Annotated in this window: 23 protein-coding genes and 1 pseudogene; 13 read left to right on the forward strand and 11 right to left on the reverse strand. The window is 65.2% G+C overall.

Features of this window, described 5'->3' with window-relative positions; all coding sequences use genetic code 11:
- Positions 1–11 precede the first annotated feature (11 nt).
- Positions 12–1712: a glycosyltransferase family 87 protein gene (locus ACIBW7_RS01080; RefSeq protein WP_397044115.1), complete on the forward strand. Its 1701-nt coding sequence runs from the start codon at positions 12–14 to the stop codon at positions 1710–1712.
- 32 nt (positions 1713–1744) lie between these two features.
- On the opposite strand, the gene ACIBW7_RS01085 is transcribed toward ACIBW7_RS01080, so the two are convergent.
- Together ACIBW7_RS01085 and ACIBW7_RS01090 are read right to left on the reverse strand one after the other, a co-directional pair.
- On the reverse strand, positions 1745–3361 hold the full coding sequence (locus ACIBW7_RS01085; RefSeq protein ID WP_397042874.1) for a TerD family protein: 1617 nt from the start codon (positions 3359–3361) through the stop codon (positions 1745–1747).
- Between the two features lie 28 nt (positions 3362–3389).
- On the reverse strand, positions 3390–4778 hold the full coding sequence (locus ACIBW7_RS01090) for a TerD family protein (RefSeq protein ID WP_397042876.1): 1389 nt from the start codon (positions 4776–4778) through the stop codon (positions 3390–3392).
- Between the two features lie 183 nt (positions 4779–4961).
- Between ACIBW7_RS01090 and ACIBW7_RS01095 the strand changes: the two genes are divergently transcribed.
- The 3 genes from ACIBW7_RS01095 to ACIBW7_RS01105 all read left to right on the forward strand — a co-directional run bounded on the left by ACIBW7_RS01095 (position 4962) and on the right by ACIBW7_RS01105 (position 7133).
- On the forward strand, positions 4962–5585 hold the full coding sequence (locus tag ACIBW7_RS01095) for an AIM24 family protein (protein ID WP_040697553.1): 624 nt from the start codon (positions 4962–4964) through the stop codon (positions 5583–5585).
- Between the two features lie 11 nt (positions 5586–5596).
- A complete protein-coding gene (locus tag ACIBW7_RS01100; protein ID WP_397042878.1) occupies positions 5597–6295 on the forward strand; it encodes an AIM24 family protein in 699 nt (232 codons plus the stop codon).
- A 70-nt stretch (positions 6296–6365) separates the two neighbouring features.
- Positions 6366–7133 (forward strand): AIM24 family protein, encoded by a 768-nt coding sequence (locus ACIBW7_RS01105; protein ID WP_327094945.1) that lies wholly within the window; start codon positions 6366–6368, stop codon positions 7131–7133.
- Between the two features lie 192 nt (positions 7134–7325).
- Here the strand turns inward: ACIBW7_RS01105 and ACIBW7_RS01110 are convergent, their stop codons facing one another.
- Together ACIBW7_RS01110 and ACIBW7_RS01115 are read right to left on the reverse strand one after the other, a co-directional pair.
- Positions 7326–8189 (reverse strand): LLM class F420-dependent oxidoreductase, encoded by an 864-nt coding sequence (locus tag ACIBW7_RS01110; protein ID WP_397042881.1) that lies wholly within the window; start codon positions 8187–8189, stop codon positions 7326–7328.
- Positions 8186–8542, reverse strand: a complete 357-nt coding sequence (locus ACIBW7_RS01115) for a MerR family transcriptional regulator (protein ID WP_397042883.1) — start codon at positions 8540–8542, stop codon at positions 8186–8188. The genes ACIBW7_RS01110 and ACIBW7_RS01115 overlap by 4 nt, the downstream gene beginning before the upstream one ends.
- 104 nt (positions 8543–8646) lie before the next feature.
- On the opposite strand from ACIBW7_RS01115, the pseudogene ACIBW7_RS01120 reads away from it, so the two are divergent.
- Positions 8647–8829, forward strand: a pseudogene (locus ACIBW7_RS01120) (transposase); the annotation flags it as partial.
- 41 nt (positions 8830–8870) lie between these two features.
- On the opposite strand, the gene ACIBW7_RS01125 reads toward ACIBW7_RS01120, so the two are convergent.
- Genes ACIBW7_RS01125 through ACIBW7_RS01145 form a run of 5 tightly spaced genes read right to left on the reverse strand, consistent with a single transcriptional unit; the run spans position 8871 to position 14906 of the window.
- Positions 8871–9731: an HAD family hydrolase gene (locus ACIBW7_RS01125; RefSeq protein WP_397042884.1), complete on the reverse strand. Its 861-nt coding sequence runs from the start codon at positions 9729–9731 to the stop codon at positions 8871–8873.
- Positions 9731–10894: a cysteine protease StiP family protein gene (locus ACIBW7_RS01130; protein ID WP_397042886.1), complete on the reverse strand. Its 1164-nt coding sequence runs from the start codon at positions 10892–10894 to the stop codon at positions 9731–9733. The genes ACIBW7_RS01125 and ACIBW7_RS01130 overlap by 1 nt, the downstream gene beginning before the upstream one ends.
- On the reverse strand, positions 10891–12432 hold the full coding sequence (locus ACIBW7_RS01135; protein ID WP_397042888.1) for a phosphoribosyltransferase family protein: 1542 nt from the start codon (positions 12430–12432) through the stop codon (positions 10891–10893). The genes ACIBW7_RS01130 and ACIBW7_RS01135 overlap by 4 nt, the downstream gene beginning before the upstream one ends.
- Positions 12429–13640, reverse strand: coding sequence for an HpcH/HpaI aldolase/citrate lyase family protein (locus tag ACIBW7_RS01140; protein WP_397042889.1), 1212 nt, complete (start codon positions 13638–13640; stop codon positions 12429–12431). The genes ACIBW7_RS01135 and ACIBW7_RS01140 overlap by 4 nt, the downstream gene beginning before the upstream one ends.
- Positions 13641–13688: 48 nt before the next feature.
- The gene (locus tag ACIBW7_RS01145) at positions 13689–14906 is read right to left on the reverse strand and encodes a hypothetical protein (protein ID WP_397042891.1); all 1218 of its coding nucleotides are present in this window, start codon (positions 14904–14906) and stop codon (positions 13689–13691) included.
- 144 nt (positions 14907–15050) lie between these two features.
- Here ACIBW7_RS01145 and ACIBW7_RS01150 point away from each other — a divergent pair, with 144 nt between their 5' ends.
- The 3 genes from ACIBW7_RS01150 (at position 15051) to ACIBW7_RS01160 (ending at position 17643) form a co-directional block, all read left to right on the forward strand.
- Positions 15051–15626 carry a TerD family protein gene (locus ACIBW7_RS01150; protein WP_063042648.1) on the forward strand — a complete coding sequence of 192 codons (576 nt, stop codon included), beginning with the start codon at positions 15051–15053 and terminating at the stop codon, positions 15624–15626.
- A gap of 209 nt (positions 15627–15835) precedes the next feature.
- Positions 15836–16945 (forward strand): DUF475 domain-containing protein, encoded by a 1110-nt coding sequence (locus tag ACIBW7_RS01155; RefSeq protein ID WP_397042893.1) that lies wholly within the window; start codon positions 15836–15838, stop codon positions 16943–16945.
- Between the two features lie 80 nt (positions 16946–17025).
- A complete protein-coding gene (locus tag ACIBW7_RS01160) occupies positions 17026–17643 on the forward strand; it encodes a Tellurium resistance (protein WP_397042895.1) in 618 nt (205 codons plus the stop codon).
- Between the two features lies 1 nt (position 17644).
- Here the strand turns inward: ACIBW7_RS01160 and ACIBW7_RS01165 are convergent, their stop codons facing one another.
- A complete protein-coding gene (locus ACIBW7_RS01165) occupies positions 17645–18574 on the reverse strand; it encodes a DMT family transporter (RefSeq protein ID WP_397042897.1) in 930 nt (309 codons plus the stop codon).
- 90 nt (positions 18575–18664) lie between these two features.
- On the opposite strand from ACIBW7_RS01165, the gene ACIBW7_RS01170 reads away from it, so the two are divergent.
- Complete coding sequence (locus ACIBW7_RS01170; RefSeq protein ID WP_397042899.1) at positions 18665–19201, forward strand: CGNR zinc finger domain-containing protein; 537 nt, start codon at positions 18665–18667, stop codon at positions 19199–19201.
- 12 nt (positions 19202–19213) lie between these two features.
- On the opposite strand, the gene ACIBW7_RS01175 is transcribed toward ACIBW7_RS01170, so the two are convergent.
- The gene (locus ACIBW7_RS01175) at positions 19214–20605 is read right to left on the reverse strand and encodes a hypothetical protein (protein ID WP_397042901.1); all 1392 of its coding nucleotides are present in this window, start codon (positions 20603–20605) and stop codon (positions 19214–19216) included.
- 193 nt (positions 20606–20798) lie between these two features.
- Here ACIBW7_RS01175 and rpsF point away from each other — a divergent pair, with 193 nt between their 5' ends.
- The 4 genes from rpsF to rplI all read left to right on the forward strand — a co-directional run bounded on the left by rpsF (position 20799) and on the right by rplI (position 22516).
- A complete protein-coding gene (gene rpsF, locus ACIBW7_RS01180) occupies positions 20799–21086 on the forward strand; it encodes a 30S ribosomal protein S6 (RefSeq protein ID WP_040697500.1) in 288 nt (95 codons plus the stop codon).
- An 83-nt stretch (positions 21087–21169) separates the two neighbouring features.
- Positions 21170–21706 (forward strand): single-stranded DNA-binding protein, encoded by a 537-nt coding sequence (locus tag ACIBW7_RS01185; protein ID WP_040697503.1) that lies wholly within the window; start codon positions 21170–21172, stop codon positions 21704–21706.
- An 89-nt stretch (positions 21707–21795) separates the two neighbouring features.
- Positions 21796–22047, forward strand: a complete 252-nt coding sequence (gene rpsR / locus ACIBW7_RS01190; RefSeq protein ID WP_040697505.1) for a 30S ribosomal protein S18 — start codon at positions 21796–21798, stop codon at positions 22045–22047.
- A gap of 16 nt (positions 22048–22063) precedes the next feature.
- Positions 22064–22516 carry a 50S ribosomal protein L9 gene (gene rplI, locus ACIBW7_RS01195; RefSeq protein ID WP_397042904.1) on the forward strand — a complete coding sequence of 151 codons (453 nt, stop codon included), beginning with the start codon at positions 22064–22066 and terminating at the stop codon, positions 22514–22516.
- The last annotated feature ends 5 nt before the right edge of the window (positions 22517–22521 follow it).

Genomic DNA, 22521 nt, shown 5'->3' on the forward strand with positions numbered 1-22521 from the left:
AGCCCACTGGGATGCAGTCCGGTGCAGCGCAGAGCACACCGGCATATGACGCGCGTGGGCACTATGTCGCGCCCGCGCCGCTGGCGCCGGATCTGCGCTCGGCCGACGGCCGAGATCGGCCCAGCCGCAACGATTCCCTGACCGCGCAGCTCAGCACGGTCGTCGGCGGCCCGGTCGGTGACCACGCGCTCATCGGCCGGGTCCGGTTCTGGACCCCGATGCGGGTGCTGCTCGCCTTCGCGCTGGTCTTCCTCGCACTCGGCTGGGCGAGCAAGGCGGGCTGCATCCAGCAGACGACCACGTCCGACGGTTCGCTCACCCTCGACTGGAACAACGGCCGCCAGTACATCGCCATGTGCTACTCGGATACCGTGCCGCTCTACGGCGCGGAGCGTTTGAACGAGGGCGCCTTCCCGTACAAGAAGGAATGGACCGAGCAGACCTCGGACGGCGGCCGCGAGACCCGGTACATGGAGTACCCGGTGCTGTCCGGGCTCTATCAGTACGCGTCGATGCAGGTCGCCAAGACCTGGGATGCCTCCCCGCTGCCCGGTGCGCTGCAGGTGGTCATCTACTTCAACGTGGTCGCGGCCGGTCTGGCCTTCGCCTGGCTGGTCACGGTGTGGGCCTCGGCGCAATTGGCAGGGCGACGGATCTGGGATGCCGCGCTGGTCGCCTGTTCGCCACTGGTGATCGTGCACGCGTTCACCAATTTCGACGCGCTCGCAACGGCTTTCGCCGCCACCGGCCTACTCGCCTGGGCCCGCCGACGACCGCTGCTCGCGGGCCTGCTGCTCGGACTGGGCGGCGCGGCAAAGCTCTATCCGCTGCTGCTGCTCGGGCCGATCGTGGTGTTGTGCCTGCGCGCCGATCCACTGCAGCGGGTGCCGAGCGCCCGGCTCGGACTCCGGTTGAGCGATATCGACAGCGGGCGCACCGCGATGACCTGGCTGCGCGAAACCCCGTATCGCATGCAGTTTCTCAGCGCCCGACCGCTGGGCGCGGCCGCCTTGACCGTCGCAGCCGCTGCGGGCACCTGGCTGGTCGTGAATCTGCCGATTGCGCTGCTGTACCCGAATGGCTGGCGGGAGTTTTTCCGGCTCAACACCACTCGGCATGCCGACCCGGATTCCATCTACAACGTCATCACCTCGTTCACCGGCTGGGCCGGATTCGACGGCGAGATCGGACATTCCGAACAGCCGACCGTCCTGAATCTGGTGTCGCTGCTGGTATTCGTCGCGGCCTGTGCGGCGATCGCCTATATCGCGCTCACCGCCCCGCGCCGACCGCGCCTGGCCCAGCTGTGCTTCCTGGTCGTCGCCGCCTTCCTGATCACCAATAAGGTGTGGAGCCCGCAGTATTCGCTGTGGCTGGTGCCGCTGGCGGTACTCGCGCTGCCGCATCGCCGAATTCTGTTGGCCTGGATGACCATCGACGCACTGGTCTGGGTGCCGCGGATGTTCTACTACCTCGGCCTGGACCGCAAGGGTCTGCCCGAGCAGTGGTTCACCGGCACTGTACTGCTGCGCGATATCGCGGTACTCGCGCTGTGCGCCTTGATCATTCGGCAGATCTACCGTCCGGAGGAGGATCTGGTCCGGCGCGATTTCGTCGACGATCCGGTCGGCGGCGTCGTCGATCGCGCACCGGACCCGCTCCTGCCCTGGCTGCCGGAGGCACTGCGGCCGCGGGCTGTGCTCGGCCGCTAGCGACTGCTTGCAGGTCGCTCGAAAGGGTCGGCTCAACTGGTGCGCAGGAAGCGCGCCTGCCTGGCCGGTTCCCGTGGCAGCAGGTCCAGATCCAGCTGCCACGCGCTGCCGGTCCACGGATCGAACAGCGGGGTGCCGTCCACCGTCGGCAGATGACGACAGGCTTGGGACAGCATCGCCACCGTGCCGTCGCTGGACTCGGATTCGTCGCTGCCGACGATCACCGTGGACAGTCCGATCAGATCGCCACGCACCAGCAGTGTCGCGATGCGCTGCGCGTCCGCGGTCTGGTACCCGTGCGGGAAGTCCGCGGCGAGCAAAACCCGGTGCTCGACCGGCGGTGTGAAATTCCCGCTGGAATAGGCCAAATCGGCCAGGTCGGCGGCCTCGACCAGGGTCTGCAGCCGCGCCGAGATATCGCCGAAATCGGTGATCGGCGGTCCGTTCAGCACCGGGGTCAGCGGACCGACGAGCTGGCCGAACGCACCGGTCAGATCGATCATGTCGACCAGCGTGCGCCGGCCGGGATCGGCCGCGAGCAGCCGTGCGAGCACCGCGCCGACGACCGGGGTCGCCGCGGCGGTGGATTCGGTATCGATCCACAGCGGACGGGTCAGCGGAACCGGTACGCAGTATGGAATCCGCAGCGGCCCACGCTCATTCGCATAGAGCTCGCCGAGTCGGATGCCGTCGCTCGGCATCGGCGCCCCGTCCCAGGCGGGCGAATCCCAGGACGCAAGTGACGGCGGCAGTTGCCGATCGGCATCGGCGAGTTCGCGCATGAGCGCTTCGCTATCGCGCAGGTGACTACCTTCCGCGGTGGCGATCAGATCGTCACAGCGACGCTGTGCGGTCTGCCTGGCCTCCTCGGCTGCGGGGGTGTTCCTGGTCGCCGGATCCGAAACCGCCGCGGACAGTTCCTGATCCAGCCGCTGCATGGCGTAATCACGCGCGGAGATGAGTGCGGCGGCCGAGCGCGCGGCATCCTCGAAGATCATCCACAGTCGTTCGAGTCCGTGCGCAACCTCGAGCGGCGCCGGGCCGGCGGCACGGGAGTCGCCGGGACCGCTGATGGTGTCCTGACCGCTGGCCCGCCCGGCAGTACCGACCGGTTCGGCTTCCCGCAGATCGGCCGCGCTGTGTTGCCCGGACTGCGGCGTCGCCGGTTCGTCGACCTCGACGCCGTGCGCGGTGAGCAGCACGGCGAGCCCACCCGCATAGCCCTGACCGACCGCGCGCAGCTTCCAGTCGGTTCCGCGCCGATACACCTCGAGGCAGATCAGCGCGGTCTCCCCTGCGGACGGACTGATCGCGAATTCCGCTGTAGCGATATCGTGCACGGCGAGTTCGGCGGTGACCGCACCGAGCCCGTGCGCCCGCGCGGGCGCGGCCGGATCGGCGCTGACCACCAGCAGCACCGCCTTGGCGTCGGCGCGCACCTCGGCGAGCCGGATGGTGACGCCGTCCTCGGACAGCGTCACCCCCGCGGTCTCGGCCTGGTTGTAGAACACGAAATCGCCGGTATCGAAGACCCGCAGGTTCTCCGCCACCACCAGCGCCGAAACGTCCAGGGCAGCCCCGGCTTTCGCGCTGAATCGAACGATATCGCCGGTCAGCACCATATTCTGACCGGCCTTCAGCTGAATCACGTTGTCCGCCCCGCTATTTCGTGCAGTATCAATTACCCAGGAACCGGCCCAGCTGTGGCACCGCTTCACCGGGATGTTTGGCCTGGAAGCCTTCGCCGAGTGCCTGCAACTTCCAATCGCTGCCGACGCGGAACAGCTTGGCCATCGCCATCGCGGTGAACGGCATTCCGCCTGCCAAGGTGTACCTGGCCAGCTCGCCGTTGTTGGCGCCGTCGACCAAGCGGCAGAACGCATTCTGGACTTGTTCGAAGGTGTGGCCCTTATAGGAGGTCACGATGAACACCAGCGTGCTGACGTGCGCCGGGATGCGGGTCAGATCGACCAGGATCACCTCGTCGTCGCCCTCGCCCTCACCGGTGAGGTTGTCGCCCTGGTGCCGGATCGAGCCGTCCTTGGAGGTCAGCTGGCCGTAGTAGGCGACATCGACCACGTTCATATCGGCGAACATCACCACCGACGCGTCGAGGTCGATATCGACGGTCCGGTTGCCGAACATGCCGCGGCTGCGCACCGGATCCCAGCCCAGACCCATCTTCACGAAGGTCAGCGCGGCGCCGCCCTCCTTGCGCAGGGTGACCCGCTGCCCCTTGACCAGGCTGACCGGACGATCCTTGCTGAGGCTGATCTCGCTGGGTGGCTGCTGCTGCGCGGCGGGCTGGACGGGCGGCGGATAGCCCTGCCCCGGACCGGGCTGGCCGGGCGCGGGCGGCGGGTAACCACCGGGTCCGGGCGGGGGCGGGTACCCCTGGCCGGGCGGCGGGTAACCGGGTGCGCCCTGGGGGTAGCCCTGCTGTGGCGGCGGGTACTGCGGCTGCTGCTGCGTCGCGGGCGCGGGCTGTGGCGGCGGGTAGCCGGGCGCGGGCTGGGCCGGCTGGTAGGCCGGTGGCGGCGGGACCTGCGTCGCGGCCGGAGACTCGTCGACGGTGACGCCGTGATCGGTGACCAGCGCCGCGAAACCACCCGCGTAGCCCTGGCCGACCGCGCGCACCTTCCACTCGCTCTGGCGCCGGTACAGCTCGAGTGCGATAACGATCGACTCGGAGTTCAAACCGTCGATGCGGTACTCGTACAACTGATTGCCCGCCGAATCCGACACGATCGCCGTCGGCGCGGGAAAGCGGCCGAAATTGCTGGTCGCGTCGTCCAGGGTGATCACCGCGCGGATCTGCGCGATATCCGCGGGCACCGCATTCAGCGATACCGCGAGCGACGCGGACTGCCCGGCCGGTGCGGGCAGCAGATTCACCCCGGGGCCATTGGGCTGATTGAAGAAGACGAAGTCCGCGTCGGAACGGACCTTCCCCGACTCGGTGACCAATAGCGCGGACAGATCCGCGGGCGCGGTCAGCTGGACGGAGATCACCACGTCATTGGCGGCCAGCGGGCCATTCTGACCCTTGGCGAGTGTTGCGGACAAGTTCGACCCTTCGCTTGTCGGTGCGTACGGTGCCACTCTACGAGAAACGTGCCGAACACGATCCGAAGTAACTCCTCGCCGTGGCCCATACAGGTACTCCAAGATCGGTTAGGGTGGCGAAACGCAGTCGGAATGGCGGGCGATAAACCCGTGTTCCCCTACGAGACAGCAGGCAAACTCCCTATGGCGCAACTGTTCGAGCAGTCGAAAAAGGTGATCGAGGCACACCTCGCCGGATCGAGTATCCGGGCGATTTCCGGCTCGATGGTCGCCTACGAAGGAAATGTGCAGTTCAAGTCGGCCGGTTTCGGCGGCGGCGACGGCGTACTCGCCGGGCTCAAGCGGCGTGCCACGGGCGAGAAACTGTCGCTGATGGAATGCAGCGGCAACGGCCGGGTCTTCTTCGCGGTCAATGGTCAGCATGTGACCGTGGTGAATCTGAATAACGAGACACTGCAGGTCGAATCGCAGCAACTGCTGTGCTTCGCCGGAAATCTGCGCACCGACGTGCGTTTCGCCGGCGTGCGCGGTGCGTCGTCGGGTGCCGGTCTGTTCACCACCACGGTGACCGGACAGGGTCAGGTCGCACTGCTCTCGGCGGGCGGGCCGCTGATCCACCTGGAGGTTTCACCGCAGTATCCGCTGGTCGTCGATCCGGATGCCTTCGTGGCCTGCCGGGGCAATCTGAATCAGTCGTTCGTGACCGATGTTTCGTGGCGCACCTTCGTCGGCCAGGATGCCGGGGAGGCGTTCTCGCTGCGCTTCGACGGCCAGGGCCTGGTGTTGATCCAGCCGGCGGAACGGTAAGGGAGCCAGCGATGTTCGAGAAGGTCAACGGCAAGGTCGTCAAGGTCGACGTCGGGATGGCGGGCGGCGTGGTCGCGCGCAACGGCGCGATGCTGTTCTACACCGGCGATATTTCCTTTGCGCCGCACCAGATTCCGGGGGCGGCGCCCGGTATGGGCGGTGGCGGCATTATGCGGATGGCAGGCCGGATGATGGCCGGTGAGCACGAGCGCACCATGCTGGCCTCCGGTAACGGCGAGGTGCACTACGGATTCGCCGGGCTGGAAGTGCATGTGGTGCAGATGCAGCCGGGCGCGGTGCTGCGCGTCGAGGCCTCGCGGCTGCTGGCCAATACCGCCGCGCTGCAGAGTTCGATTGTGTCCGTGATGAGTTCGGGCGGCGGGGGTGGTGGCGGCGGACTGATGGGCGCGTTGCGCGGTGCGGCCAGTGGTGCGCTGACCGGTCAGGGCATGTTCACCACCCAGCTCTCCGGACAGGGCGCGGCGGTGCTGCTGGCACACGGCGGATTCCTGGAACTGCCGGTAGGCGGGCCGAATCCGATCGTGGTGGATCCGCAGGCCTTCGTCGCCGCCTACGGCAATGTGCAGACCGAGTTGAAGACGGCGCTGAGCTGGCGCGATGCCGTCGGTCGCGGTTCCGGCGAGGCGATGCAATTGCATTGCGTCGGACAGGGTGTCGTGTACGTACAGGCCTCGGAAGAGAAGTTGTGAGCGAACGAACCATGAACACAGCGCCCCATGGCTCGACGGAGCCGAGCGCCGGCGAGGCGGAGTTGCAGCCATGACCGATATCTTGAATCCGCTGAATCTCGGTGAGAGCGACAACCTTCCGGGCAACAGCTACGCCTACTGCATCGACCTGAACAAGCCGTGGTTCATGCGCAAGGGCGCGATGATCGCCTACTACGGCGATATGCGGTTCCAGATGCTCACCCACGGATTGCAGGGCGGACTGCTGCACATGGTCTCGCAGCAGTTCTCCGCGCCGCTGTTCACCGGCGACTATGTGATCGCCGAGGGCCACGGCAAGCTGATCATCGGCGACCGCGGTTACGACATCAATTCCTATGACCTCGAGGACAACGGCAACCTCACCATCCGTGCCGCCAACCTGCTCGCCTTCGAGCCGGGACTATCGCTGAATCAGTCCATCGTGCCCGGATTTCTCACCCTCATCGGCACCGGCAAGTTCCTGGCCTCCTCCAACGGCCCGGTCATGTTCGCCGAACCGCCGCTGCGCGTCGATCCGGAAGCCCTTGTCGGCTGGGCGGATTGCCCGTCGCCCAGCCACCACTACGACCAGCGCTGGGTCTCCAATTTCCTCGCTGCCGGGGCGGCGCGCTTCGGGGTGAACTCCGGTGAGGAGCGCCAGTTCGACTTCACCGGCGCCGGAACGGTTCTCATTCAATCCAGTGAGAAGATCCTCAGCGATTCCGCCCTGGTCCGCACCATCGAGGGACAATTGCAGAGCGGTATGACCGTCGGCGGCCTGCAGCGGTTGCACGGCGTCATCACCCAGCAATTGGGCGCTCAGCAGTCCGGATACTGAACCGGATGACCTGAGGATCGTCCCGAGGTCCTACCTTCGGCGGCTCGGCACGCCGGGACCGGCGAATAGCCTTCCCAACAGCAGACATCGTGTCGGGAGGCATGACGCCTGGCCGCCGCTCCGACCTCGACACCGAGCAATACAACCGAGGCCGTCCTGAGCAGATGGCCTCGGTTGTATTGCTCAGTGCTGTCAGAACTTCGACGCCAGCCCGAAACGCGCCGCGAAGGCCGACATTTCGTCGAGCTGCACGGCCTGGTCCGAGGCGGTAGCGCCGACAATGATCCGGGTCACGCCTTGTGCGGCGAAGCCGTCTACCCGATCCTGCTGCATATCCATCGACCCCCAGCGGGTGTATTCCAGCGCGCCCGAATCCCGGCCCGCCGCGTCGGCGGTGGACCTGGCGAGATCCCACTGCTCCGCACGTTCGGCGGGCATCAGCATCCCGCCCGCGAAATACCCATCGCCACGTCGTCCCACCCGCCGCGCCGCGGCCCGACTCGATCCGCCGATATGGATCGGCAACTGGTCTCCCCCATGGGGTTTCGGGTATAGGCACAGCTTGTCGAACGAGAAGAACTCGCCGTGGTAGTCGACACCATCCGCATCACCGGCCCACAGCAGGCGCATCACATCGATCGCCTCATCGGCCCGGCGGCCACGGGATGCGAAGTCCACCCCCACCGCGGCGGCCTCACCCGGCAAGGTGCCGAGTCCCACTGTCAGCAGCCGCATTCGGCCCTTGGACAGCAGGTCGATGGTAGCGAGCCGCTTGGCGAGCACCACCGGATGCCGATACGGCAGCAGCAGCACACCGGTGCCCAACAGAATCCGCTCGGTGGCCGCGGCGACGAAGCTCAAGCAATCGAGCGGATCGGGAAACGGCGTTGTCGGTGGCATTTCGTACGCTCCGATCGCCGCACCCGGATAGAGCGCAATATGATCCGGCAAGAGGATCGACTCGAAGCCGCACGCTTCGGCATGTTGCGCGAACGCCATCAGCCGGTCCGGATCCGTACCGTAATACGGTGTGCTGTAATTGATTCCGTATTTCATTGCGACACCGCCGCCGCGTCGAGCTGGTCGCGCAGTTGCGATCGCACCGCATGCAACCGATCGATGGCCGCCTCGACTTCGTCGAGTTTGCGCCGCAATGTCGCCACCGAATCCGGGCAGACATCTCCTGAGGTATTTCCGGCACGGATGCAGGCGACGAACGGGCGGATATCGTCGAGATCGAAGCCTACGTCCAGCAACGTCCGGATCTTGCTGACAACCTGCAACTCCGACTCGTCATAGACGCGATAGCCGCTGGTCGAGCGCCGCGCCCGCACCAAACCGTGCTCCTCGTAGTAGCGCAGCGTCCTGGTACTCGTCCCGACACGCTCGGCCAGCTCACCGATCAGCATTCGACCTCCTTCACGACCCGTCAGGGCAACGCTAAACCTTGTCGCCGGTGTCAAGGCAAGGGTCGCTATGTGGCGTCCGGCGCGTAATCGGAGAAACGTAGTACCCGAAGTTCCGTCGACGCGTCATCGGCGGTCGGATGGAGGAACGACTCAAAGAACTCATCCGGGAAACCGCCGCCGAGCAGGGCGGGTGGATCATCGAACTGGAAACTATGCCCGACCACGTACAACTACTGGTCGAGTGCGGTCCGCAGTACGGGATTCACCGGCTGGTACGGCCTGTGGAGACTTCGCTGTTGGGTGGTCTGTGAAGCAGGAACCCCATCCCTTACCGGTTGGAATCCCCTGGCTTCAGCCGCGGGGAGGAAGTCAAGAACCAGTTGATGATCTCCTCGCCCGCGAGAATTCCGGAGGCGCGGGTGATGGTGAGGTTCGGGTGGGTCCAGTTGAGTTGTTCGAGTTCGCCGTGGCGCGGACGGATGGCGGAGTCCGCGGTACGCAGCATTTCGGCGTCGAGAGCGCCGTCACCTGCGGCGAGGGTCATCGCCGCAGCGGTGAGTTCACCGTTTTCGACCAGGCGGCGACGGACTTCACGTACCGCGTGGCTCTTACAGACGGCCAGGGGCATCGTGTAGATCTTGCGGCCCTGCTGGGAGACGGACCAGCCGCGTGGGCGGCACCAGGCATCCCATTCGGCGACGAAGCCGTCGGGCACTTCCTTGGGCTTGACCACCAGGTAGGTGAACAGATGATCGGCGACCCGGAATTTGGTGACCCAGGAATCGTCGATCCGCACACGCAGTTCGGTATTCACCTCCGACAACGTCGCGCCACCCGCCCGCACTTGCGCGTCGATATCGATGCGCCAGCGCATATCCGGCACGCCGTCGACCAGGATGTTCCCGCCATTGCTGGTAATCGCGTATCGCCAGGGAGCGCCGGGTAATTGGATACGTTCGAACTGCTTGATGGTTCGCGTGGTAGTGGGAATGACGGCGGCGGGTTCGGTCAGAGTCTGCATGCGCAGGGCGGCGGTGGTCGTCATGAACGACAGTGGCGCGCCCTCGAGGTGTTCCACACAAACCGTCGGCACGTCGGTGGTGGCGTGGAAAGCGTTGCGCGAGTAGATCATCGTTCGGTCGAGATCGGTAGCGATCAGAGCCTGTCTTCGTAGTTTTCTCAGATGCATTACTGCTGTACGTCCTTGATCAATCCCATGCACGAATAGGCCAGGTCGGGTACGACCTCGACCGGAACACCGCGGGCCGCGGCGAGCAGACGGATATGCGCGTGTTCCGGTGCGTCCGCCTCACGCACCAGCACCCGCCACGGCAGCCGCCGCAGCAACACCCGGGTCGTCTCACCGACACCCGGCTTCACGAAATTCACACTGGTGACGCCGTATTCCTCGCGCACCTTGTCGACCGAGGCCCAGCCGGTCCAGGTCGGTGTCCGGTCGTCGGCGCGCACGGCGGCCAGTTCGGCGGGCACGCGATCCCGGACCGCGTCGAAAGCGGTGGTCACGGTGTCGAGCAGGCGACCGGATACATCGTCGGCTGCCAGTTCGCGATAGAACTTCGCGCCGTGGAAATCGCCGGGTCCGATCAGCGTGTCATTGAGCACGGTCCGCGAAATCAAACCGGAGACTGTCGAATTCAGGCACGCCGACGCGATCAAAAAGTCGTCTCGGGTGCCGTAGGTGCGCACGCAATGTCCCGGGTCGGCGAGCACGGCGAGTTCGTCATTGAATCGGGCACCGCCCGCGGCGTGATAGGCGTCCAGCGCTTCGGTGAGTTCGCGAGTGATGGCACCTTTGCCTGTCCAGCCGTCTACGAACACAACCGAGGCCGGATCATGATTCCGAGCAAGGTAATCCAGTGCGACGGCATCGATACCGCGATCGCGCACGATCGATACCGCATAGTGCGGCACATCGAGACTTCGCGACCGCAACCAGCGCCGCATGAGAACCCCGATGGGCGTTCCCGCTCGCGCCAGCGAGACCAGCACGATATCGGTACCGCGTTCGGCGACAACGAGTTCGGATACCGTCGCCACGGCGAGCGCGAGCCGTTCGGCGCTCTCGGCCAGCACCTCGTCGAACAGCGAGCGATAGGCGGCATCGGGCTGATATTCGATCGGCAGCGATTCCGCGTAATGCGCGGCACCGGACTGGATCCGGCGTTCCCGCTCGGCTACATCGGCCTCGAGGTCGACGTCGGACAGATCCTTCAGCAGCCAGGAAACCTCGTCGGCCGCATACGATCCGAAGGCCGGGCCGTGCAGCGGAACCGGAAGTTCCAAGGCCGATTGCGGAGAGATATTCGATTCCGGCACAGCGTTCGACCTCATAACACCCTCGGTTCGGCATCGGTCCGTTCCGCATGCAAAAGCCGCGGATCCGCACCCGGAAGCACTGCCAGGACGACATCGTCCCCGGATGCGGTCAGCACGTCGATCAGACCGCCTTCGGCGCGTAGTTCAGCGGTGTCCGCCGGCGCATCTATGACTACGACGAGAACCGGCTCACCGCCGATCGGCCGCGCGGGTGCGGCAGCGACCGTCAGCTCCGAGTCGCCCACGACCTCCGCTGCAGGGCAAGCACGATCACTCAGCGCCGCGCCGTCACCCAGCCCCGCGCCGTCACCCAGCCCCGCGCCGTCACCCAGCGCCCCATCGTGAGCCAACGCCGCGCCGTTGGACACGCCCACGTCATCGCCTATCGCAGGGCCCTCGCCCAGCGCGACGAGTTCCGACAGCGCATCCTCGATCCAGTGCGCGTTGTACAGATAACGCGGTTGCGTCTCACCAGCTTCGGGCGCAACGAACCGAAACCCACGCCGCAACGGATACCCCGGCTCATCCAGCACATATGCAGGCGACCGAGTCGTCGTCTGAAACCGCGTCGGAATCCCGGCATCGGCAAGCTCGGCCGCCAACCGCAACGGCAGATACATCAACTCTTCATGCCCGAGCACAATCGCGGGCCGACCAGCGAAATCATCGGTGAGCCGGATCCGCAACGCCTCGGCGGCCTTGACGACCGCCGCCTCGAATGCATCGGTATCGGACCGCAGAATCCCGTGCCGACCTCCTTCGGGAACCGAAGCAGGCCATGGCAACTCGACTCGATCGAACGAACCACGCTGCGCCGCAGTCGGATTCAAGATCGGATCCGGCATGGACGACACCGTCTCGACCAGATCCTCGGGCAGCAAGGTGCGCCCCGACGCCAAACACACCGTGTCGATCCGCGCACCCAACTCCGCGGCCGCCGCCTCGAACCGCGCGCGATCGCCCTCGGTCCGCATATCCACCAGTGACGCCAGCACATAATGCGAACGCGGCGAAAACGCGTGCAATGCCCGAACCGCATCGATCGCCGTATCACCGGTGGAGATCTCGTCGTCGACGAGCACCAGCGGCAGATCGTTGACGAAGATATCCGCGGGTGCGGGCTGCAGCAGATGCGAGGTGGCGTGCGAATGCCCCTCTTCGAAGCCGGTCAGCGTAGTCACGTCGGGCACCTCGCGACGGGTCGAATGCAGATAGCATCCCGCCCCGATCCGCGCCGCCACACAATGACCCAAACCCGTTGCGGTCTCGGCGAATCCGAGCACCACGGCGGCACGCTCGCCCAGTGCGTCACGTACCAGATCGCCCAGCCGATTGCCCGCGCCGAGGACCACCCGCGGATCGGTCGGCAGATGCTTCCCGAGCACGGTCGAAACCAGTAGGTGCGCACGACGTGGATTACGCCGCAACCCGGGCTGAATCAATGTGGCGATGGGCAATTCGGCGGGCAGCACATCCACCGCTCCACCGCCGTGCGACCGCTCGTGCCGCAACTCGATACCCAAATTCGTCGTCGCCCAAGGATCAACGCTCACTCGGTCACCAACGCCGTCAATAGATCCACGAACGAAACACCCTTATTCGCGACGCCGAAAACACGAGCCCGCAGCAGCGTCTGACGCGCCCAACTGCGATGCGGCCGCATCTCGTTCATCTTGTTCCGATATCCGGATGCCGCCACCCCGCCGACATCGACCTGCAGAATGTCGAGCGCATCCGAATACTCCTCGTGCGTCACCACCGATAGCGCATGCACCGCCGCGACATGCGACGGATGGATCACCGTCTTGCCCTGGATCCCATTGGCCCGGTCGAGTGTGATCTCACGTAGTAGCCCGTCCAGATCGCGACTGACCAGATAGCGCCGGAACGGCACCGCATCGGATTCCTCGAACGGCGCGGTCCGCAGCAGCGGCCGGAACATCCGCTCGTGGTCGGCGAAGTATTCCCAGACCGGTCCGGTGATCACGAAACCTGTACCGTCCGAACGCCCCAGGTAATTCACGATATCGGCGATGACATCCGCGACCACCCGCACGTCGTAGATGGTCAGATCCCGGTCCCGCCGGATGCCGAAGGTCGAGCACATATCCGTCGCACCGATGCGCACCGCGAGTATCCGCTCCCGGTGCTCGGCCAACAGCGCCGCGATCTGGGTCAGCTCTTGATCCCGGGTCTCGCGATGCACCAGCGCGGGCGATTCGAGCACCGGCATGCCGTAAACGGGCCTGCCCAACCGCTCGGCGGCCGCCTCGAGCGCGTCGAGATATTTCGGACCGCTCGCACCGTCGAATTTCGGAAAGACGAAGCCGGTCAGTGCCACCGCCCCGGTGCCGAGTTGTTCGACGATTTCGGTGACGGTATCCGCATCCCGGACCCGGACGAACAGCAGCGGATTCGGATCCTCGCTGTCGGCAAGCAGATTCAGCGTCGCGACGGTCTGCCGTTTGGCGAATTCCACCTCGTGATCGGCAACGGCGTCCTCGAGATCGATGACCATCGAACACACGCCGCGCGCGGCCCGCTTACTGATCGTCAAGGCGAGGTCGGCGCGGGTCGCCGGCGCATACAGCGTGGCGCCGAGGGCGAACGCCAGAATTTCCCGGTCGGCGTCATCGCCGAACGGTTCCGGTTGTCGATGGAACAGGTGCCGCGCCTCGGGACCGTGCAGCTGGCGAAAATGGCGCAGCGGCAATTGCTTTCGCAGGGAGACCTGTTGCTGGACGACGATGCCCGCGGTCATCGCTTGCCTGTCCTCATCCCTGATTGCGGTGGCCGCATAACCCTGGCCTCATTCTCGTCGTGGTCCTGCTTGTTTTCTCATTCGATCCACTACCCCGGCTACGAACTCCGCGACGGTATCCAATTCGGCCACATAGGCCCAGTAGTCGGGATGGCGCCCCGACAGGTTTTCGGTGATTCGATCGATCCGGTCCACCTGTGCATCGAGCACAGATCCCCATTCGCCGACGAGCCCGCGGCTCACCGCGAGCATTTGTGCGTCCCGCAGCCGAAATCGTACGGCCTTGGCCTTCTCTTGCGGATTCTCACGGACTTCACGCAGCAATGTCAGCCGTTTGGTGACGGCGTCGATCAAGTGTTCGGCCTCGGTGAGGTACCCCCGTGCGGATGTGGTCAGATCAAGTGCGGACTCCGGATTGTTTTCGGCCGCCGCCGCACGCGCCCGCACCAGGGCGGCATCCGCGGCATCGATTGCCTTTTTGCTTTCCTGCCCATTGTTAGCCAGATCCGCCGAACTCGCAGCATTGAACTCGCGGAGCAACTCCGAGTAGGCCGGTGCCACCCGTTCGCCCCGGGTGTGCACCGCGGCCGATCTGGTGGCCACCGAGGTAATTGCGTTGGCCGCCGCCGCGGCCCGAGATGGCGCCTGCGCCAACGCTTCTGCCAGCGCTTTCGTCGCCGATTCCAGACGGTTGGCGGCCTCCCGGACATTGGCCGCGGGCGCCTCGGAACCGAGCGCCTCCAGTGTGAGCAGCGACTCATCCACCGCCGCCGCGTACTGGCGCACCGACGGGTAGCCGGCATATTCGGATTCGGCGGCCTGCCTGCGCACACCGGCGGCCGCGATCTTCACTTGCTGTGCGAATTGCGGCACCGTGCCGAGCACCGCGACGGCATGTTCGAGCTGGGACTGATTACCGCGATAGAACTCGTCGACGGCACGGGCCGCGTCGGTCAGCTGCCGTACCAGGGTGTCCACCCGCGGTTGTCCCTGTGGCATCGGCGTGTCGTCGCGCTCGGCGTTATCCAGTTCCTCGGTGAACGTCAGATATGCGCCTGCGGCGTCGTAGCACCTGCTGCGCACGGGTTCCCATTTCCCGCTCATCCGTCGCTCGGGAAACACCTGTTCGCAGGCGTGCACCGCAGCCTCGGCCGCGCTCTGGCGCCGATCCATATCCAGGAACGCGGCCGCCAGCGTCGACCGGGCCTGTGCAATCCATTCATTGTTCCCGGACGACCGGAACCATCCACGCCTACGGCCTGCCACGCCCCGATGTTAGGCGGTGGACTAGTCCGCCGGGGATACACCAGTTCCTACGCAAGATTGCCGAAACCTACTACTGTCGTAAGGCGTACCCGGCGATTCGGACAATGCTGGGAACCACAGACGTCTATTGAAAGGGAACCCCGCATGGGTGTCAGTTTGTCCAAGGGCGGCAATGTCTCGCTGACGAAGGCGGCGCCGAACCTTACCGCTGTATCCGTCGGGCTCGGGTGGGATATTCGTACGACCACCGGCACCGACTTCGATCTCGATGCCAGTGCGATCGCGACCGGTGGGGACAAGAAGGTCGTGTCCGACAAGCACTTCATCTTCTTCAACAACCTCAAGTCGCCGGAGGGCTCCATCGAGCACCTCGGTGACAACCTGACCGGTGAGGGCGAAGGCGACGACGAGGTGATCAAGGTCGACCTGGCCAACACCCCGCCGACCATCGAGAGCATCTTCTTCCCGGTCTCGATCTACGACGCGGACACCCGGCAGCAGTCCTTCGGCCAGGTGCGCAACGCCTACATCCGCGTTGTCGACCAGGCCAACGGCACCGAGCTGGCCCGCTACGACCTGTCCGAGGACGCTTCCACCGAGACGGCCATGGTCTTCGGCGAGCTGTACCGCAACGGCGCCGAGTGGAAGTTCCGCGCCATCGGGCAGGGCTACGCCTCGGGTCTGGCGGGTATCGCCCGTGACTACGGCGTGAACGTCTAAGACGTACTGGTCAATGCAGGGGGCTCGGCGACGGGCCCCCTGCTCGCATGTACACGGAACGATTTGCCTCGCCGCTCCGTTGGACAATCGACGGTTCCGCGACCACGCTGGAATCGTCATCGCGACCGCGGGTTGGTACGGCCCTCGGGTTACATCGGCAAAGGCGCGCTCGGACAGACATTCGACCGCCGCACGGAAAGGGTCTCCGCGTGGTCCTGCGCATATTCGGCATGTCCATCGTTGTCACGGTGATATCACTCATCGTGGCATTCCTGTACGGCGGGCCGACAGCGCTGGCGCTGGCCGCCATCCTCGGTGTCCTCGAGGTCTCACTGTCGTTCGACAATGCGGTCATCAACGCCACCGTGCTCGAGCGAATGAACGAGTTCTGGCAGCGGATCTTCCTCACCGTCGGCGTGGTCATCGCCGTCTTCGGCATGCGGTTGGTCTTCCCGTTGGCGATCGTCTGGATCACCGCGGGCCTGACCCCGGTGAAGGCGTTCGACCTGGCGCTGAATCCGCCCGCCGATGACGCGCTGGTCTTCCCGGACGGCAGCCCCAGCTACGAGAAGCTGCTCACCGACGCGCACCCGCAGATCGCCGCATTCGGCGGCATGTTCTTGCTGCTGCTGTTCCTGAACTTCATTTTCGAGGAACGCGAAATCACCTGGCTGTCCTGGCTGGAGAAGCCGCTGGCCCAGCTCGGCAAGCTGGATATGCTCTCGGTGGTCGTCGCGAGCGTCGGCCTGGTGCTCACCGCGGAATTCATCGCGGGCGACGAGGAGCGCGCCACCGTTCTGGTCGCCGGTCTGCTCGGCATGATCACCTACATCGTGGTCGACGGCCTCGGTTCGCTGTTCCACACCGAGGAGTTCGAAGAATCCGCGGAAGGCGGTCCGTCGCAGCTGGTCAAGGCCGCGGGTAAGGCGGCGTTCTTCCTGTTCCTGTATCTCGAGGTGCTCGACGCGTCGTTCTCCTTCGACGGTGTCATCGGCGCCTTCGCCATCACCTCCGACCCGATCATCATCGCGCTCGGCCTCGGTCTGATCGGCGCCATGTTCGTTCGTTCGATCACCGTGTACCTGGTGCGCAAGGGCACGCTGTCGGAGTACGTGTACTTGGAGCACGGCGCGCACTGGGCGATCGGCGCGCTGGCGGTCATCCTGTTCGTCTCGATCGGCGTGCATATCAACGAAGTCGTCACCGGTCTCGTCGGCGTGGCGTTCATCGGCGCGGCGTTCATTACCAGCATCATTCGGAATCGGCGCGACGATGCCGATGAAGTGGAGAGCGCACGAGAGGTCACCCCGGTAGCCTGAATTCCGGCGGGTAGCCGAAGAACTCGAGCGGCAGCGGCCCCAGCCGCTGCCGCTTTTCTTTTCCCGAGGGGGGAATGGCGATGTCGAACGAAACTCCGGGCGTGAACCTGTCCAAGGTGACCTTGTCGAAGGCCACGCCGAGCACAACCCTAACCAAACCCGGTGATCAGCAGGGCACGATGCGGGTCAATCTGAACTGGTCCAGTGGTCCGAAGGGCTTTTTCCGGCGCTCCAAGGCCGTCGATCTGGACCTGGGGTGTCTGTACGAATTGTCCAGCGGCGCAAAGGGTGCGGTGCAGGCCGTCGGCAATAATTTCGGCGCACTGGAGTCCGAGCCGTTCATCCAGCTCGACAGCGACGATCGCAGCGGCGCATCGGCCGGCGGCGAGAATATGCACATCAATCTCGCTCGGCCCGAGGTGTTCCGGCGCATTCTGATCTTCGCATTCATTTACGAGGGCGTGCCGAACTGGGCCGCGGCCGACGCTGTGGTGACGCTGTTCCCCACCTCCGGTCCGCAGATCGAGGTCCGGCTGGACTCCGCCGTGGACGGTGCGCGGTCCTGTGCGATCGCCCTGCTGCAGAATCAGGGCTCGGGCATCACCGTGCACCGGGAAGTGAACTACATCAACGGTGCTCAGCGCGCGATCGACGAGGCGTACAACTGGGGCATGAACTGGCACGCCGCCAGGAAGTAATTCAGCGCACGGGTACCGGCTGCCGCTGATCGATCGCGGGCGTCGGGCGGCGCGAGGCGAACACCATGCCGATCAGTCCGACGCCGAGTCCGGCGGCGGCGAGGGGCCGCAGCGGCTGATCGATGAACAGCCAGGCCAGCACGGCGGTGACCGCGGGAGTCGCGAAGAACAGACGCCCGACTCGCGTTGCCTCCCAACGCTTCAGCATCGCGTTCAGCAGCAGGAATGCAACCATCGAATTGACCAGCACCATCCAGGTGAGCGATTCCGCGAATCGCGTCGCGTCCCAGATGTGCAATTGGCCGGTGCCCCAAGCCGATATGCCCGCAATCGGTGCGCTCGCCGCCATGTGGATGGCGGTGGTGGCGCGCGAGTCGACCTGCGGTACAAAGCGTTTCTGGTAGATCGTGCCGACGCTGAGGCCGAGCAAGCCGATCACGCACAGCAGCAGTCCGACCAGTGACATGCTCGATTGGTCGAGTACGGCCAAGCCGACGCCGACACCACCGATACCGAAGCCGAACCACTGTCGCGCCGTGACGGTTTCGCCGATGAATCCGGCCAGCAAAGCGATGACGACCGGATTTAGTCCCTGCACCAGGGCGATGATGGCGGCCGAAACATGCAGGCTCATCGCCGTGTAGAACGCGCCGAACTGCACGATCTGCATCAGCAGACCCGCGACGACGACATGTTTGAGCTGGCCCGCGCTCGGCCAACTCGCGCGAATCACGGTGGCGTACACCGCAAGCAGGACCGCCGCGATGGCGAAGCGCGCGAACAGCACCATCATCGGCGGTGCCGCGCCGACACCGATGACCCCGGCGATGAAGGCGCTGCTCCACAGCACGACGAACAGTGGTTGCATGCCTGCCGCAAGGGAGGACTTGTCGGTCGCTCGGAACAGCGGGTCCAAGAGCTGCGTCTTCACTTCCACTCCTACAGGCCTGATAACCATCTGAGGCGGTTACCAACCGTCGCATCTTTGCACGTAACCTGTCAAGGTGGTTACTATCGGAGGGTGTTCGCTTTCGTGAGCGGTAACCTCGCCCTGGACTTCGCAGGCACGGTCAAGGCCCGTGCCACGATGTTCGACGACTTCCTCACCACTCCGGAGGATCTGGACGAGTGGCTGCTCGCCGCCGACCTGCTCGACACCGCACCGCACTGCGATGCGGCGACACTCGACCGGGCCATACGCCTGCGCGAGGCGGGCTATCGACTGGCCTCGGCCGCAGTCCACGACGAACCGTTCGCGGAAGCCGACCGCAAGATCGTCAACGAACTCGCAGCCGGCGAACTCCCCCGGCTCACTTTGCGATCCGACGCGACGATCACCCGCCACGGTGCTCCGGACGCCGCACTCGCCGCAATCGCCCGGTCCGCAATCGAACTGCTCGGCGGGCCGGAGCGGAGGTTGATCAAGGAATGCGGCCGCGTCGAATGCACGCGGTTGTATCTCGATACCTCACGCGGTAAGTCGCGCCGCTGGTGCGATATGACCATCTGCGGCAACCGCGCCAAAAGCGCAGCCTTCCGCGCCAGACACGCCGACTGACCCAGGTTCGTGCTAGCCCACCGGTACCAGGCTGCCGGGTTCGAATCGGGGTATCCGCGGCGGTTCGGGTCGGAATCCGCGCGGTATCGCACGCACGAACAGGAAGAAGAACACCACGAGCAGGGCGGCACGTCCCCAGACGCCGAACTGCACGACGTTCTCCATCGAATCCACCGAATTGCCGGATCCGATCGAATAGAAATACCGGAATACGCCGATACCGATCGCGGCGTCGGCGATCAGATACGCGCCGATCGCCGCCCACGGCACCTCGAGCAGAACCATGAACGGCACCAACCACAGCGTGTACTGCGGCGAATGCACCTTATGGAACAGCAGGAATCCGCACAGCATCGCCCCGCTGACCCCGATCCACGGGAAGGTGCCGGTCATCGTGAATCGCTTCCACCCCAACCACATTGCCAGCGCGAAGGAGGTCAGTACCAGAGCCGGCGAGGCTATCGAGACCGCATGCTGAAATGCGCTCTCGCCGTCGGCATCCTGGCCGAACAGCTGCCGAAGTCCCCAGTACCAAATGGAATTCGTGGTGATATCGGCCTGGCGCAATTGCTGGAAGGTGATCGATGCGCGCCAGCCGTCGTAACCGGCGAGTGCGAACGGCAGATTCACCACGACCACCGTGCCGACGGCCGCGGCGGCGGTCAGCAGCGCACCGCGCACATCGAATCGATTCGGCGTCGGATCATCCATATCGCGCGGACCGCCGGTGAGCACATAAGCCAGCAACGGCAGCACGAAGATGCCCGGATAAAGCTTGAGACAAAACCCGATACCGAGCAGCACCGCGGCCAGAATTCCCCTGGTACGCAACGAATATCGAGTCAGCGCGGTCACCACGTACACCGCGGCGACCGCCATGCAGACCACGGGTAGCTCCCAGTTGTGGAATGCGTAGAGCACCAGCGGCGGGCCGGCCGCCCACAGCAGCGCCGCCCGCCCGGCCAGCCGGACCAGCAGCCAGGCGGTCAACAAGGCGAACGGCGCCAACAGCAATGCCGAATGCAGCAGGAATTCCGCGTCGTTATCGGCGCCGACCGCACCGAGCCACATCAGCACACCGCTGAGCACCGGATATTCGACCGCGCCACCGGTCAGCGTGCCGTCATCGGTGATGCCGCCATCGATGTACGGAAAGACGTGCCGATCGATATCACGACCGAGCCACAGGAATTGGATATCGGAATAACAGACGTCCGAATCCTTGATCACATCGAAGACCGCACTGCGACCGTTCTCGGCGAACGGCGCACCCGCGCACCGCGCTTTGTTCGCATACGCGAGCGCCAACGTGAGCCCGCACAGCAACACCACCACCGCGGCCAAGGCCGCGCTGCGCGTCACTCCCCCGACGATCCTGTCGCGGGTGGCGAGTCCGGTCGGCATGGGCACCACCCTAGGCCGCACCGTGCGACGACGCCCGTGCTTCCCCCCACCAATGACCATACGGGCACTGTCTCGAGCATCGATTTCGCTGCTCAACGGGCGTTCATGTAGCCTTGTCGGGTTGCTGACGCAACGACCCTCCTGCCACGGACCGTCCGTGGCCGTTTCCTAGTCCACAGGAGGTGATTGGTCCGTGCGTCATTACGAAGTGATGGTCATCCTCGATCCGAGCCTGGACGAGCGCACTGTTGGTCCGTCGCTGGACAACATGTTGAGCGTCGTCAAGACCGATGGCGGCAAGGTCGACAAGGTCGACATCTGGGGCCGCCGCCGGCTCGCCTACGAGATCGCCAAGCAGGCCGAAGGCATCTACGCCGTGGTCGATCTGACCGCCGAGCCCGCCACGGTGAGCGAGCTCGACCGCCAGCTGGGTCTCAACGAGTCGGTGCTGCGCACCAAGGTTCTGCGCCACGGCAAGTGACCCTCGATTGCGTCGGTGCCTGTCTCTAGGCTCTAGCGCAAAGCGAGTGCACTGCGGACTGCATACCGAGCAGGAGGAACCACATGGCAGGCGACACGGTCATCACCGTCATCGGAAACTTGACGGCCGATCCCGAACTTCGATTCACGCCCGCGGGCGCGGCGGTGGCGAATTTCACCGTCGCATCGACTCCCCGCGTGTTCGACCGTAATTCGAATGAATGGAAAGACGGCGAAGCGCTTTTCCTGCGCTGCAACATCTGGCGTGAAGCTGCGGAGAATGTCGCCGAAAGCCTGACCCGAGGCGCCCGTGTGATCGTGAGCGGACGACTGAAGCAGCGCTCCTACGAAACCCGCGAGGGTGAGAAGCGCACGGTCGTCGAGCTCGAGGTCGACGAGGTCGGTCCATCGCTGCGCTACGCCACCGCGAAGGTCGCCAAGGCGAGCCGCGGCGGCGGGGGCGGGGGTGGCTTCGGTTCCGGTGGCGGCGGGGGCAACTTCGCTCCGGCCGGTGGTGGTGGCGGCAGCCGTTCCGGCGGCGCCGACGACGACCCGTGGGGCAGCGCACCCGCGGCGGGCTCCTTCGGGGGCGGCCGCGTAGACGACGAACCGCCGTTCTGAGAACGGCTCACATCGGCCTGAATTGATTCCGTAGCGACTGCTTGCATTCGCTCGAAACGATCAGCCCATCATTTGATTACGGAGTAACCATGCCTAAAGCGCCCGCGCGCGAAAAGGTGCTGAAGAAGAAGGCTTGCACCTTCTGCAAGGAAGCCAAGTCCGGCACCGTCAATATCGATTACAAGGACACCGCCCTGCTGCGGAAGTACGTCAGTGATCGCGGCAAGATCCGCGCTCGCCGGGTCACCGGCAACTGCGTGCAGCACCAGCGCGACGTCGCCGTTGCCGTGAAGAACTCGCGTGAGGTGGCCCTGCTGCCCTACGTGTCGACGGCTCGCTGAGAAGGGAGGCATCGCAATGAAGTTGATTCTTACTGCTGATGTGGACAACCTCGGTGCCCCCGGTGACACCGTGGAGGTCAAGGACGGCTACGGCCGCAACTACCTGCTGCCCCGCGGCCTGGCGATCGTGGCCAGCCGTGGCGCGCAGAAGCAGGTCGAGGGCATCCGTCGGGCGCAGGACGCGCGCAAGGTGCGCGACCTGGATCACGCCAACGAGCTGAAGCAGGCCATCGAGGGCCTGGCGGCGGTTTCGCTGTCGGTCAAGACCGCCGGCACCGGCAAGCTGTTCGGTTCGGTCACCCAGTCGGACGTCGCCGCCGCCATCAAGACGGCCGGTGGTCCGGTCGTCGACAAGCGCAGCATCGAGCTGCCGAAGTCGCACATCAAGACGGTCGGCAAGCACAACGTCGTGGTGCACCTGCACCCCGATGTGGTCGCGAAGTTCGACCTGCAGGTCGCGGCAAACTGAGTTCA

The organism is Nocardia sp. NPDC049526, assembly GCF_044465765.1.
In the GTDB taxonomy this organism is placed as follows: Bacteria; Actinomycetota; Actinomycetes; order Mycobacteriales; family Mycobacteriaceae; genus Nocardia.

Excerpts from the sequence above, each read along its gene's own strand:
- ACIBW7_RS01080 (WP_397044115.1), top strand. The coding sequence starts at position 12 with ATGCAGTCCGGTGCAGCGCAGAGCACACCGGCATATGACGCGCGTGGG.
- ACIBW7_RS01095 (WP_040697553.1), top strand. The coding sequence starts at position 4,962 with ATGGCGCAACTGTTCGAGCAGTCGAAAAAGGTGATCGAGGCACACCTC.
- ACIBW7_RS01100 (WP_397042878.1), top strand. The coding sequence starts at position 5,597 with ATGTTCGAGAAGGTCAACGGCAAGGTCGTCAAGGTCGACGTCGGGATG.
- ACIBW7_RS01105 (WP_327094945.1), top strand. The coding sequence starts at position 6,366 with ATGACCGATATCTTGAATCCGCTGAATCTCGGTGAGAGCGACAACCTT.
- ACIBW7_RS01110 (WP_397042881.1), bottom strand. The coding sequence starts at position 8,189 with ATGAAATACGGAATCAATTACAGCACACCGTATTACGGTACGGATCCG.
- ACIBW7_RS01115 (WP_397042883.1), bottom strand. The coding sequence starts at position 8,542 with ATGCTGATCGGTGAGCTGGCCGAGCGTGTCGGGACGAGTACCAGGACG.
- ACIBW7_RS01125 (WP_397042884.1), bottom strand. The coding sequence starts at position 9,731 with ATGCATCTGAGAAAACTACGAAGACAGGCTCTGATCGCTACCGATCTC.
- ACIBW7_RS01130 (WP_397042886.1), bottom strand. The coding sequence starts at position 10,894 with ATGAGGTCGAACGCTGTGCCGGAATCGAATATCTCTCCGCAATCGGCC.
- ACIBW7_RS01140 (WP_397042889.1), bottom strand. The coding sequence starts at position 13,640 with ATGACCGCGGGCATCGTCGTCCAGCAACAGGTCTCCCTGCGAAAGCAA.
- ACIBW7_RS01150 (WP_063042648.1), top strand. The coding sequence starts at position 15,051 with ATGGGTGTCAGTTTGTCCAAGGGCGGCAATGTCTCGCTGACGAAGGCG.
- ACIBW7_RS01160 (WP_397042895.1), top strand. The coding sequence starts at position 17,026 with ATGTCGAACGAAACTCCGGGCGTGAACCTGTCCAAGGTGACCTTGTCG.
- ACIBW7_RS01175 (WP_397042901.1), bottom strand. The coding sequence starts at position 20,605 with ATGCCGACCGGACTCGCCACCCGCGACAGGATCGTCGGGGGAGTGACG.
- ACIBW7_RS01185 (WP_040697503.1), top strand. The coding sequence starts at position 21,170 with ATGGCAGGCGACACGGTCATCACCGTCATCGGAAACTTGACGGCCGAT.
- rpsR (WP_040697505.1), top strand. The coding sequence starts at position 21,796 with ATGCCTAAAGCGCCCGCGCGCGAAAAGGTGCTGAAGAAGAAGGCTTGC.
- rplI (WP_397042904.1), top strand. The coding sequence starts at position 22,064 with ATGAAGTTGATTCTTACTGCTGATGTGGACAACCTCGGTGCCCCCGGT.